This window comes from Mesorhizobium sp. LSJC269B00, assembly GCF_000502815.1.
Taxonomy (GTDB): Bacteria; Pseudomonadota; Alphaproteobacteria; order Rhizobiales; family Rhizobiaceae; genus Mesorhizobium.
The window spans coordinates 177,694-190,598 of record NZ_AYVN01000001.1; the positions used below are offsets into that span (position 1 = coordinate 177,694).

Sequence of the window (12,905 nt, forward strand, 5' to 3'; positions counted from 1 at the left end):
CGCTATTCCCAAGACAGGCGAGGAACAAAACCAGGAGTAATGGCCATCGACTCGGCCTTGAAGCGCCGCTCGCGTTCGCGCTTGTCCAGGCGTGCCATCACGATTTGAACGATTTGTTCGATTTGATCCGCCGGCAGCCCTACCGGCTGGTCGGCGATATCAACTTCGCTGGTCAGATTGCCGATGTGCAGGTCCATGCCACTCCCCTAACCGATCACTTTCAGGCCTTGATGTGCAACCGTCACGGTCTCCGTGGCGACCATGCTCTGTCCGGCATCGAGTTGCGGCCCCTGCCAGCGGATGGGAAATGCGTCGTGTATTTCCAGCGTGATCGCGCGTTCGGCAGGATCATAGGCCCGGATGAGCAGGCCGATACTTGCAGGTTGTATGGACCCGACCTTCTGCTCGTTGCACCACTTCCAAAGCTCGATACCCGAGAGCCCGCGCTTGAGAACGATGTCAGTCTGCTTGCGCCGGCCGGGAAGCCTGTGAACGAAACGGTTCTCGCCACCCTCGGCGTATTGCTCGACCTCAAGTTCGAGATCCAGGCCCGAACATTCGCTGAAGCCGCCAACCGGGACGCTGTTGAGTTCCAGCACGAAGCGGAAGCCGGGGAATGGATCCTGTCTGCTTGCGGTCTCAGCCATTGGTTATCTCGTGATCCAGCAACTCGACCCGGCCTTCGGCAAGCCCCACACGCACCGTGATCATTTCCGCCGGTGGAGGCGGACGCAGGCCGACTAGGCAGACCACGCGGCCTTCCTCGGCAGCTTCCGCGCTGTTGGTCGTCTTGTCGCAACGGACGAAATAGGCCTCGTCATCGGTCGCCCCGACGAGACCGCCACGCCGCCACAGGTCGAAAAGAATCGTCCGCACCAGACGTTCGGTCGCCCGCCACAACGCCTCGTCACGCGGCTCGAATACGGTCCATTGCGTGTCTTCGGCGATCCACTCGCACAGATGCGTGACGAGCCGGCGAACGTTGAGCCATTTGAACGAATCGGAATCTCCAGGCTTGGAGGACCCACGCCTCGAAAGCGTCGAATCTTGAGGCTCAGAAGGCCCAAGATTCCGAAGCGTCCGGGCTCCCATGGCGCGAACGCCGCGACCTGGCAGCGCGACAATCACGTTCATGCCGACATCATTTTTCGCCGCTCTGTCTTCGTCGGTGAGTTCGCCAGCGACGCCGACCACGCCTTCTATGACCATGTTTGCCGGGGGCGCGAAAACGCCGCGTTCAAGATCACGCCGTGCAATGGTGCCGGCGATATGGCCACAGGGGGGGACCGCCCTTGTCCAACCACCGCCATCCCGGTCCCACACCTCGCGCCTGATCTTCAACCAGGGCCAGTAAAGCGCTGCAAATGCCGATTCCGAGGTTGGGAACTGGCCTTCCCAATACTCTTGAGGCATCCAATCGGCGGGGGGATCAAGCAGCACGATCCGGTCGCGAAGCTGCTCCGCCTGAGCTATCATTGCTTGCTGGATCTGCTTTCTTCGACTCTCCTTATCCTCCTCCGTGTGCCCACAACGCCCGGCGTCGGGCACCGCAAGCATGCTTACCTGGTCGATATTGCCCAGTTGCTCGATGGCATGCTCAACCTTTCCGGACTGCAAAAGATCACGTTGGCAGACCGGCGCGATCCAGCAGGTTCGACCGCCGTTCGAAAAGAACCCCTGGACCGCTGCTGCAAGATATCCCTCGGATGCGTCAAGACTTCCCTCACTTACTTCAGAATATCCCTTGCGCGTTCGGCATTTGGCCTGCGCCAGGAAGTCCTCGTAGCCGTTGCAGACAAAGGGTTTGTCAGAGGTCGTCGCGGGAATGAATCCAGCAAAGCCTGCAATGTCGCTGCGTCGGCGCGAATTCGGAGCCGGACGCTCGACAAAGTCGAAATAGACGCCGGGGGGCTGCGACATCAATGTTGCACTCGAAGCCACGGGAGGCATCCCACTATGCTGTTACCAGTTCAATTTTCTCGCAGGCTATCTCGAGCGTTTCGATCGCCACCTCGGAGTTGCCCGCGTGCAAGGCCGGGCCCTGCCACTTGGCCGGCCATGCGGCGGTGAAATTGAAGCGCAAGGCCGGCTGGCGGGCCTCGTTGAGCAAGGTGATGGAGCCGGAGCGGCGCTCGGCCTTGCCGTCGAGCACCGTCTTGCGCCAGTTCCACAGCGCCTGGTTGTTGGTAAATCCGCGCTTGAGCGTGATGTTGCTGTATTTGTGCAGTCCTGGCAGTTTGGCTTTGCCGGGGTTCTTTTCGTCGCCGTTGCGGTACTCGATGATGTCGGTATCCGTATCGAGCCCGGTGACTTCGCTGAACCCGGCGGCTGATCCGTCGCCGATGTCGAGAATGAAGTTGAATCCGGCATATGGGTCGTTGCGATCTGCGGTGGCCATGGTCCGTCTCCTCTGATCTTCAAGCCTGTGCGTCAGCGGTCATCTGGCTGATGCGGATGATGACGAATTCGGCCGGACGCACCGGCGCGATACCGATGACGCAAACCAGGCGGCCATTGAGGATGTCGTCCTCGGTCATCGTGGTGCGGTCACAACGAACGAAGAAAGCTTCCTCGGGCGTGTTGCCCAGCAATGCGCCAGAGCGCCAGACCGAGGTGAGGAAGTTGGAGATGTTGCGACGCATGGCGGCCCAGGTCGGATCGCTGTTCGGCTCGAACACAGCCCACTGGGTGCCCTGATCGATCGATTCCTCAACGAACAGGAACAGGCGGCGGACATTGAGGTATTTCCATTCCGCGTCTGAAGAGGTCGTGCGCGCGCCCCACAGCCGGATGCCGCGCCCGTCGGGGCGAAAATCGCGGATGCAGTTCACACCCAGCGGATTGAGCATGTCCTGGACCTCTTTGTTGATTGGTGTCTCCAGATCAATGGCCCCAAGAACAACTTCGTTGGCCGGAGCTTTGTGGACGCCACGAGCAATATCCGAACGCGCGCAAATACCCGCGATATGACCGACGGGCGGAATTCGCTTTATTGTTCCTGCATTCGAAACTTTGATCCAAGGATGGTAGAAGGCGGCATAGCTAGAATCGGTATCCTTTTTTAAATTGACATTGTTCGGAATTTCGTTGTCTTCCAATGTAGACGGCAGAAGTACTACCCGATCGCGTAGCCGCTCGCAGCTAGTGACCAACCCGATGATATCGCCGGGCTTCGAAATGTCTGGAGCAATCACGAGGGAAATGCCGTCTACCTCTTCAAGATACTGCAAGGCGGTCCTAGCGGGGGTCCCATCCTTCGGAGCAGGGGGTGGCTCGCCTGCGTCGAGTTTCGTCCACTTTTCTTCGGTCGATTGAGCTTTTGCCAAGCTGAGTCCGGCGGGATTGTCCGCCCTTTTTCCGACAATGCGTACCAAGTTCGAGCGCTGGTTCACGACTGTCATGATATCATTCGGGCTTCCTTCGATATTTGATAGATTGTCGAAAACTTCACGAGAGTCCGGTCGTGAAATCTTCTGTTTCGGCTTAAGTAATTTCCAATCAGAGTTCGAGTTAACGTAACTATCTCCTGGCTCATTTCTGAAGTAATCGATCCACAGCTGTAGCCGTTTGGGACCACCAATAGGCGTCAAGGTGGCTTCGACCAACAGAACCCGTATTCTTGTCCCCCAAGAACCGGGTCCGATCGCCTGGAACGTGAATCCAGACAAATCCGCTGTGGCCACATCTTCGTCGTCTGGCAACACGTCGCGTGCCACAAAGGCGCGTTTACCGCCGTTGTCGTAGAATCCTTTGATCGCGTCCGGGAGGTAGTCGGTTTCAGAGAGAAACCCACCATATAACCGTTGATAGTCTGCGAAGCTGGTAATGAAGTGAGCTCCTATCGGCCCTCGTTCCGTACGACCCATGAATCCAGCTGTGCTGGTGCTCACTCCCTCAATGGGCTTAATGCCACTTGAAACTTCTTCGACATAAACGCCCGGCGCAAGATATTCAGGCATTGAAAAATTCCTTTCCTTAGACCTTAGGCCATTTTGTACTGTATTGCAGAAGTGGTATCGTCATAGACCTCAGTCTTTCACCTACGATCATCGTTGATAGTGTTATGATGTTGATTTAGATTTCGAGCTTAGCACCGGCGATTTCGACAGGTCGGCCGGTGCCGCTGCTGGGGCCGGCGGCGGTGCGGCTGGTGGCAGATTGCGTCCAATTAAGGCATCGACTGTGATTGCCTTTGTTCCTAAATTTTCGAACTCAAGCAGAAGAGGATTACCTTTGGGAAGGACGTCCTGCTGATAGAATCTCGATTGCGGAAGATAGGATATTGTAGATGCAATACCGTCAATGGAGTACTTGACTAACCCATTTTCTTCACCGTCGATTCGTAGGGCGAGAAAATTAATATTTGAGTTATTCAGGCTAATGTTGTCGCGCTTTGTTGGATCTATTTTCAGGTTTGATTTTTCGTAGGATGATATCGGGATGCTCCACGAGCATTTCACCTCAGGACCAGATTCTGCGGATGCAGTTATACTGATTTTTACTGTCTCTACCATCGGTATCTCCTGCCTATTGGTTTGATGTTAGATTAATCTATCGAAAACCTTTTCGACATAGACGCCGGAAGCGAGATGTTCAGACATGGTGACCTCCGAGTCTTTTGCCGACTCAGATCAGCAAAAAATGAATGGGGGGGATGTCCTTGACCGACAACGCGTCGGCCGGCAGCTGTTGGATGCCGATCAGTTTTGTCCGGGCCGTATTGTTCGCGCCGAGCAGTCCGACAGCGTCAGATTCGTCTCGCGTGATTGCGTAGGTCAGTTCGAGTTCACTGTTTGTAGGTGGGTCAGTTTTGAACCTGATCGTCAGCTGTTGCGGGTTCGGCGCTGCTCCAGGCAGCAACTCCAGCGCCTTGCCGTATAAAACGAAGCGATAATCATTTTCGACCCCTGCCGTAGTGCCGGCTCCGTCCATCGCCGGCGCGGTAATCGTCACCTGCACGCCAGGCTTTGCTCCAAGTTTTCCCTCCGTCTTGAACTTTGCCGGCACACGTCCGAACAGGAACGCGGCGACGCCGGTGACCGGGTTGTTGACGGTCGGTACCATGGCGACGCTTATGACGATTGAAGGCCAGTCCTGGATTGAAGGCCAGACCTCGATTTCGGACTTGGGCATGGGCAGCGTATCAGCATCAAACGTCTCGGTTTCGTAGCCATCGTGACGGATGCTGATTTGCTTTATGCGGTCCGGAGCGATGGTCCCGCCAGCTCGGCTGACCAGATGAGGCATGACGAACCACTTCATGTCCGGGTCCTTGGGGAGCTTCGTATTCATCGTGCGCGTTCGCACCGTCAGCAATCCGGACATGCTTTGGAATGTGGCGAGCTCACTCTCGCTGTCGGCAGACGTCTTTGCGAAGAGTCGTGCCGTGCCTTGCAGCGGGTGCGGGGTGGCTGGGTTCACAACCGCCGCCAGCGCGTCGGTCAGCCGAAAAGCCCATATCGGAGCATAGTAGCGATCGTCGAGCGGAACGATGTTCGGATTGACGCGATCGATGATAGCGATAATTCCAGGGTCGTCTCGCAACAGTGGTTCCGGGCCTTTCCCAACCACCGCCGCCCCGATCGCTCCAGGGCCCTTCTTGCTATATTTCGCTTGCAACTTGGCGGCCATTTTACCTCTAGCCCGCGCTCTGCTTGATACGGCCGGAGATGAAGCGGCGTGCAACGATCGGCGTGCCGATCGTTGTGCGCTTGCTGTCGATGCGCACCACGTTGACCTTGAAGCACACTGACAACTGATATGGGCTGTTGAGTGCTTCCCAGATACGCGTAAGTTCCTCCAGACTGAGCCGGCATAGCGAGACATGAAGTTCTTCGCTGGCAGCGGTCTCACTCCCATCCGCTGCTTCAGGGATGACCAGAGGGATGATGGGGCTCTTGTGGAATGCCTCGAGCACGGCGCCAAGGACATAGGCGGAGTTAGATGCGATCATCTTCTCGTCGTTGTCGTCGGCGGACAAAGGCGTGGCCAGGAAGTAGAGCGTCAGCGCCAGCGGAGGCGGTTTAATGAGACCGTCAGCGCCGAAAGACGGGGCCCTATTCTTTACGTGTTCGTTTTCCGTGACAAAGTAGAGCCATAGTGAAAGTCGGTGCGACGATTGAGCATCCCCTTCTTGTGATGGCGCACAAAGCGAAATACAATGTTCCAAATCCTGTGGCGGAGGATTGCCGTCAGCCAGCTTCACCAACTTCAACTCATCGAAGAGTTGTTTCCGGAGTGCCTCGCTCGCCTGAGCCAAGACGGAATGCCCGCTCATGCCTGGCTCCGCCGCGCCGGCAACAAAACATCGGCCGCGCGCAAGCGCTCCCTGATGAAGTCGAGCAATCTCTGTTCGTCATCGAACGCGTGGTACTCACTGCCGTCGTGGGTGACGCGACCGCGCCATTCACGGCTTGCGGGATCTTTCAGCCAAAGGTGAACGACAAAGCTCATCTGGACTTCATCCACGCCATTTTGATTGCCCATTTCATCCTCGTGGAACTTGGGCTCGGCTTTTCAGTTCTAGCTGCAACGAATAAAGCAACGTGGGCACGCGGCAGGCACATCCGGGTGAGCTGGGCGTCACCCGCTAACTACATACGAAGAACCACGAGGTCACCGCTCCGTCACATCGTTGCCGCAGGCGCTCGACCACGCTGCCTTTGGCGGCATAGACGTTCGAGCCAATGTCGACGTTCTGTTGCCGGGCTAATGCGCCGGCTGAGAGCTTGAAATGGGTCGGTTAGTGGAAATGGGCGAAGCTGACCGCCGACATAGCTGTGTGACTGGCGCAACGCGCCGGCCTCGCCCACAAAACGGGGCGTCGGCGTGCACGTTCCGATCTTAGATTGATTGGCCGGCTCGGATGCGATCGATCAAGTTTCGCGTCGTCGGTGATGGCGCAATGCCCAGTTCGTTTCTCAGGAGCTGGGTAAGCCGGTCGTACTGGCGGATAGCCGCGACCTGTTGGCCCGACGAATAGTAGAGCTCAATCACTTTCTGCTGCACCTGTTCCTGCAGCGGTTCGATCCTGAGCGCGGCGTGGCCTGACGACAACGCGTTCTCGAAATCACCGACGTCGGAATAATGTTCCATCAGTCTCCTGTACCCGCGAAGGCAAAGGAGCCGTAGTCGCTCGCGCTCAATCAGCACCCAGTCGTCATACCATCCCAGTAGAAGATCGCCGCGATAGTTGCCGAGTGCGTTCTGGAGATCGGCAAGAACCAGACCTTCAAGCTCGCCTTTGGGCGCGGCCAGGGAAGCAGAAATGCCCGCTTCGACAGCAACGACATCGAAGTGTACCGGCGCCGATAGGCAGATCCGGGGTTCGCCAAGCGGCGACAGCTCGAGCCAATTCGATCCATTGATCTTCAGCAGCGTCTTACGCAACCGCGACAATGCAGTTCCAAGACATGACCTCGCTCGTGCCGGGTCGCAGGAGGACCAGAACTGCTCGATCAGAACTTCTCGTGGATGATCGACTTCGCGGAAGACCACCAGATAAGCCAAGAAAGAAAAATTCTGACGCGATAGGACGATTTCACGCTCGTCCACCGACACGCGGGCACGCCCCAGCATTTCAACAGAAATCTGCATCTGCTATACCCCAAATCACGCATGGGTCAGCAACGGATAGGAACGGGAAAAGGAATTGATAGCCCCATCTCAGCGTATGCGCGATCTATGCTACATGCAATGAGTTGGTATAGAAAAATTCTGCTTTACGCATATACTATTGCTTGACTCTAAGCAAAATCGAACGGCTCCCGTTAAGTTATTGAAACGACAAGTAATTGGCTTTGCCGATGTGAATTCGCAAATAGGGAATTGCTATGTTGATGCAAATCTTTCAGGTGCTGCCTTGGCGTTTTTCACCATCGACTGTGCCGTTGAGGCGGGCCATCAAATGTGGCAAGGTGCCGTACGGGAATGGCAAAACCTCTATCCAATCTGCGAGCCCTGTTATCCAGGGCTGACGCAGTTCTTCAGGGGACGTCGCGCGCCCCGTTTCCCAGCCGCCGATGATGACAAACATCGCCCTTATGATGGACAGCTACCAAATGAAAGGCCGCGTTCGATCGATCCATGCGTCAGCGAGCCGCGTGATTGGGATACGCCTGTGCTCCTTTGAGGGTGCCGCATCAACCGGCGACCGACGCGGCGGTTTTTTGAGAGGCAGTGGCGACTCGCAGAAGGCGCGCTTGCCTTTAAGTAGACCGGCGCGCTTCCATTGAACTGCGATCCACCAAGCGCATTCTACCGAGTCTGTTAGGCCTCGGGCACGATCTGCAGCCTGGCTTTATGCGTGGGAATGGCGCCCTCCTGATGCCGCAGGGGTGGTTCGAAGTTTTCGCGCGCCTCGGCGATCAACGCATCCATACGGTTCCACACCTGCTGCCTCCATGCTTTCGCAGAGCCTTTGTAGGATGGCGGGGCATCAATAAGTTCACTTATTGCCGCTGCGAAGCTTGAGGGGTCGGCCAGATCGCCCCAACCCTCCCGCAATTCCTCAAGCAACTGCTCGATTTGATAGTAGGCAATGAGAAACCGGCGCCAGCGATGGTCGTTGAAGTCAAACGCGGCAAGGTCGCCGGATCTTGGCTGACTCGCCATCAGCGCGCCGGCCCGATCGCCGAAATCGGCAAGGGCAGCGATCGTGGTCGGTTCCATCTTGAGGTTGAGCCCGCCCTCGGTTTCTTTAAGATAGATGTGCACGATCCGCTCGCGATACCCGGACAGGCCAGCGAGCCGCCGGTCCTGCCAATCCTTGGCCGTGTTGAGGACAGACATGGCGAAGGCTGTTAGGGAACGGCAGCTTCCAATTGGAAACCAGTTTGTATCGGTAACTTTCATTGGCAAGTGCACGCGTCGCTCCTTGCGGGATTCGTCGTATTCATCGAGGGAAATACCGAAGGTGGGGCGGCTGGGCAGCAGCGCATCGAAGAACTGCACTGGGAAGTTGCTGGAGATGCCTCCATCGCTGAATAGGACGCGTTTGGGCTTCGCCTCCTCGCCTTCCGGCAGATTCTCGGCGAAATCAATTCTGTAGAGCGGCACCGCCGCGATCAGCACCGGAAAGCTGAGGCTCATTCTGACCCCCAGTACGACCGGCAGCAGATCGGGGGAGGGAAATTTCCGCAGCCCCGAGCGATTGTCGGGCTCGCCACCGGTGCGCGCCATATAGTCGACGATCCAATCAGGCAGCAGTCGCCGCATCTCTTCTTCTTTCCAAAAATAGTTGCCATCGCCTAGCGAGGGCAGCACGTGACCCAACCCCAGTGACAGGTTGGTTGTCATCACGCGAAGGGTGATGGAGGGGGACGCCGCGGCGAGATCCCCGAAGGTCACGGGGCTGTGGCCTGACTGGAAAGGACCCTCGTGGCCGGCGGATTCCTCAATCACCGTAGAGAGCCAGTCGGAGAAAGCATCGAAAGGCACGCCTAGCTGGGTACGCCCGGGACAGAGCCCAAAGTCGTGCTCTGGAAGCCTCTTCATGACATCGCTGTAGAGGGCACATGCGGGCAGGGCTAGTGCGCCTAATACCACCACGATGAGGCCCATCACGAGAGTGAATGCTGTGGGCGCACCAACCCACGCCGCCAGCAGAGCGACGAGCACACCAATCGCCACACCGCCTAGGGTCCAAGGCCAATAGCCAGAAAGAATCGGCCAGATCGCCGCGATGAGCCCGCCTTGGGCAATCGCGACAAAGACCCGGTGCAAAGCGCGCAGCTTCGGCCATGGCTGAAACAGGTCGCCCAGATGCTTCGCCATCTCATCGGGGATCATAGCGACGCGGTCGAAACCGCCCCTATCACGTCCCAACTCGGCGGCTGCGGCGACAGCGGCGGCGATAGCGCCGGCGGACGCGCCACCGATACTGCGAAAACGGAATTTATCCTTCAACTGCAGTAGCGCCTTGGGGTAGACCACGCCCGAGGTGATGCCACCCTTCATGACCACGTCGCACTCCAGCGACGGCACGCTACTCTTGCAGTCCATGTCTCGACCCATTTTGATCTGCCCAAGGCTCCTGTCTCTTTGCAACACTAATGGAGTAGCTCCAGCTGGGCTAGACCACGCGCAAGGTGGTTGAGTAAGATCGCATCCCTTGGGCACGGATTCTGAGACACGCAAAGACAACTGCGCACGCGCACGCATAGTATCTTCTGGATCGAGGCCATTGGTCTTTGAGAAGCATTTGACTAATGGGTTGCAGCTGGGGATCGCGCCCGAGCTTCAAGGCAGGTGACTGACTATGGCATTGGTCTGTCGAAGTGGTAAGACTTGTTCTACTTTGTGGTGGTCGATATCCGTCATCGCGTTTAGAGTGCGATTGAGATTGCGCTCTTCTGGTTCGGTCGAAGTCGATCAGCATGATCTCACCAACGCCGTGGCGGCGAGTTGCTCGGCGACGATCGATGCGGGTCCGAAGATGCCGACTATGCAAACGGTGACACGTCCAAGCCAAGGAGCGCATTTCCCCTGCAAACGCAATCAAAGCGTTGTGCGCCAGCTCCGGAGGTGCCTCACGGGCCCTTAGCGGGCTTGCGTTGTTGACGGCGACACGATCGACTTGGTGATGTCGGCCATGATGATTGGCTTGAGATGGAAGCTAAATTCTGGAAAAGTGACCGTAGAATATCTTGCCAAGTCTAGTCGGCCATATCCAGAATGCTGCACCCTGCGGTAAGTTGTCGCAGGAAAGGAGGTTAACATGACTGAGGTAGACTTAGCGGAATTCTCCCGAATGTTTTCGGAGTCAGTCATCTCGGGAAGAATGGATTTCGCCTTCTTCCTGGGGGCGGGTTGCTCCATCAGCTCGGGGATTCTTCCGGCCAGCACCCTCTGCCTTCGTTGGATCCGGGAGCTCAAACGGAATGAGACGGGCAACTCACTTGATTTCGAGGAGTGGTACGAGAAGGCCAAAAGCAACCCCGGCTTCAGCCGCAAGAATGCCGGAGCATTCTACGCCAAGGTGATTCAAGAGCGATTTCCCAATCCGGCACTCCGACGTATGGCGGTGCAGGATCTTGTCGCCCAGCGGGACCCTGCCTTTGGCTACTACGTCTTGAGCGCGTTGATGGCGAACGAGGCGCTAGGCTCTCGCTTCAACGTCGTGTTTACCACCAACTTCGACGACCTCGTGGCCGACGCGACCTTCTTGTTTCAGCATGTCAAGTCTTTGGTGATACCGCATGAGGATCTTGCTTCGCACGCAGCCGCGAGCGCCAGACGTCCCCTGGTCGTCAAGGTGCATGGGGACGCGAATCTCAGCCCACTTAACACTCGTGAGGAAACTAACGCACTATCGCTGAACATGGCGGATGCCATGCGGCGCAAGCTGGACGACCGTGGCCTTATTTTTATGGGATACAGCGGCTTTGACCGGAGCGTGACGCGCGCATTGCGTCATTTACCTGCGTCCTCCCTCCCTAATGGAGTTTACTGGGTGAACAAACACCTGCCAGAGGATGAGGAATTCCGTACCTGGTTGGCCGAGCGCCGCGCTACCTGGGTTCAACACACCGATTTCGACGAGGCCATGACGCTGCTTCACGCGTCGTTCCGGCTCGATGAGCCGAATGCTCGACGCTTCAAAGTCATCCAGGAGAATCTGGAGGACGAATCGGAGCGGCTACGACGCAAGATGGGTCGGAAAGTGAGAGGTACAACCGAAGATCGCGCGGGCGTCGAAAAGCGTCTCAAATCTGAAATGAAGGTCTTTCAGAAAGCGGCCGGCAACGCAGACGATGTGAAGAGGTTAATAGAGGAAAAGCTTTCGACCTACCGAGGCAATGCGGATCTTCTGGGGGTTTGCGCTCAGTATATGAGGCGGCACGACCTCAGACAGTTTGCGGAGCAGCTTTACGGAATGGCTCTGGAAGTTGACCCCGACCATCCGAGCGTCCTTTGCGCGTTCGCAGCATTTCATTTGGATGAGGCATCGCAATCCGAACGGCAACCGGAGGTGTACGAGAAAGTCGAGAGATTGTTGCGACGAGCCTGCAATAGCAACCCCAGCAACGCCCAATGTCTCGGCATCATGGCGAGCTTCCAATCGAATCACCTTCTGAATAACGCCAAGGCGGATTCATTTTACGAGCGCGCTCTGCAGGCGGATCCGATCAACGCTGAAACACTAGGCAGCTATGCTAATTTCCTTTGGAGAGTTAAAGGCGCCTTCGCTGAGGCGCTCGAATATTATGAAAGATCTATGGACATCAATCCGACCCGCTTCAGAACGCTGGCAAATTTTTCTCAAATGCTGTTCCTGACAAAGGACAGGCGGCGGGCGCACCAGTACGCGTCAAGCGTGGTCGCGAGTTCTGAAAATCCCGTGTTGAGGCTCGAAGCGCTTTTCTACCTGTTCGCTCATCATCCGCGAAATTTTCAGGGGGATTGGGTTGCAATGCTCCGAGCGCTCATCGATCAAGGAGTTCGCTCACCGCGCTGGGATTTTTCCCCTACCCTGCGATGCGCTGCCGAGTTGCAGCACCCGCACATTCTTCTCCTTGAAGCCCTCAGCAACGTTATAGCCCACTCGGCCCCCGCTGACGTCCTCGCCCAGTTCGAACTCTGGAATACGCCACACGGCGCCTTGGTGGACCCTCCAGGAGTCGAACCTGAAACCTCCCGATTAACTCGGTTGCTCTACCCTGTTGAGCTAAGGGCCCAAGGTGGACTTCAACAGGTAGCAACCTCCACGTCAAGCGTGGATCCCGGGCCTCTTGGGCTTGATTCTTCAGCAGACACCGAGAGTGCCAAACCGGCAAAATAGTCGAGAAAATTCGCTCGCTGATGATCCGCAAGGTGACCTGTCCAAGCGACTTGCGAAGTGACCCACCAAACAAGGTACGAACCTGTAACCTCTGTCTTCGGAGGGCATCAACTCTGTCACAAAT

General features: G+C 56.8%; 13 protein-coding genes. 1 reads left to right on the top strand and 12 read right to left on the bottom strand.

Annotation, left to right across the window (positions count from 1 at the left end):
* Positions 1-2: 2 nt before the first annotated feature.
* From X771_RS163775 to X771_RS163735, 12 genes are all read right to left on the bottom strand, one after another.
* A complete protein-coding gene (locus tag X771_RS163775; protein ID WP_023686235.1) occupies positions 3-197 on the bottom strand; it encodes a hypothetical protein in 195 nt (64 codons plus the stop codon).
* 9 nt (positions 198-206) lie between these two features.
* Positions 207-647, bottom strand: a complete 441-nt coding sequence (locus X771_RS163770; RefSeq protein WP_023686236.1) for a phage tail protein — start codon at positions 645-647, stop codon at positions 207-209.
* The gene (locus X771_RS1000000165750) at positions 640-1,941 is read right to left on the bottom strand and encodes a phage tail sheath subtilisin-like domain-containing protein (RefSeq protein ID WP_198025802.1); all 1,302 of its coding nucleotides are present in this window, start codon (positions 1,939-1,941) and stop codon (positions 640-642) included. The genes X771_RS163770 and X771_RS1000000165750 overlap by 8 nt, the downstream gene beginning before the upstream one ends.
* A gap of 13 nt (positions 1,942-1,954) precedes the next feature.
* A complete protein-coding gene (locus tag X771_RS163760) occupies positions 1,955-2,398 on the bottom strand; it encodes a phage tail protein (protein WP_023686238.1) in 444 nt (147 codons plus the stop codon).
* Positions 2,399-2,417: 19 nt separating this feature from the next.
* Positions 2,418-3,959, bottom strand: a complete 1,542-nt coding sequence (locus tag X771_RS1000000166190) for a phage tail sheath subtilisin-like domain-containing protein (protein WP_023686239.1) — start codon at positions 3,957-3,959, stop codon at positions 2,418-2,420.
* 102 nt (positions 3,960-4,061) lie between these two features.
* Positions 4,062-4,514, bottom strand: a complete 453-nt coding sequence (locus X771_RS1000000167850; protein WP_156935958.1) for a hypothetical protein — start codon at positions 4,512-4,514, stop codon at positions 4,062-4,064.
* Positions 4,515-4,626: 112 nt separating this feature from the next.
* Complete coding sequence (locus tag X771_RS163750) at positions 4,627-5,631, bottom strand: hypothetical protein (protein WP_023686240.1); 1,005 nt, start codon at positions 5,629-5,631, stop codon at positions 4,627-4,629.
* Positions 5,632-5,638: 7 nt separating this feature from the next.
* On the bottom strand, positions 5,639-6,277 hold the full coding sequence (locus tag X771_RS163745) for a DUF4255 domain-containing protein (protein ID WP_023686241.1): 639 nt from the start codon (positions 6,275-6,277) through the stop codon (positions 5,639-5,641).
* Complete coding sequence (locus X771_RS163740; protein WP_023686242.1) at positions 6,274-6,486, bottom strand: hypothetical protein; 213 nt, start codon at positions 6,484-6,486, stop codon at positions 6,274-6,276. Before X771_RS163740 ends, X771_RS163745 begins: the two co-directional genes overlap by 4 nt.
* 357 nt (positions 6,487-6,843) lie before the next feature.
* Positions 6,844-7,596: a BTAD domain-containing putative transcriptional regulator gene (locus tag X771_RS0133100; protein ID WP_023686243.1), complete on the bottom strand. Its 753-nt coding sequence runs from the start codon at positions 7,594-7,596 to the stop codon at positions 6,844-6,846.
* Positions 7,597-7,849: 253 nt separating this feature from the next.
* Positions 7,850-8,035 (bottom strand): hypothetical protein, encoded by a 186-nt coding sequence (locus X771_RS1000000167855; protein ID WP_156935959.1) that lies wholly within the window; start codon positions 8,033-8,035, stop codon positions 7,850-7,852.
* Positions 8,036-8,268: 233 nt separating this feature from the next.
* Complete coding sequence (locus X771_RS163735; RefSeq protein WP_031202364.1) at positions 8,269-10,002, bottom strand: patatin-like phospholipase family protein; 1,734 nt, start codon at positions 10,000-10,002, stop codon at positions 8,269-8,271.
* Positions 10,003-10,717: 715 nt separating this feature from the next.
* Between X771_RS163735 and X771_RS1000000166195 the strand changes: the two genes are divergently transcribed.
* Positions 10,718-12,781 (top strand): SIR2 family protein, encoded by a 2,064-nt coding sequence (locus tag X771_RS1000000166195; protein WP_084566693.1) that lies wholly within the window; start codon positions 10,718-10,720, stop codon positions 12,779-12,781.
* The last annotated feature ends 124 nt before the right edge of the window (positions 12,782-12,905 follow it).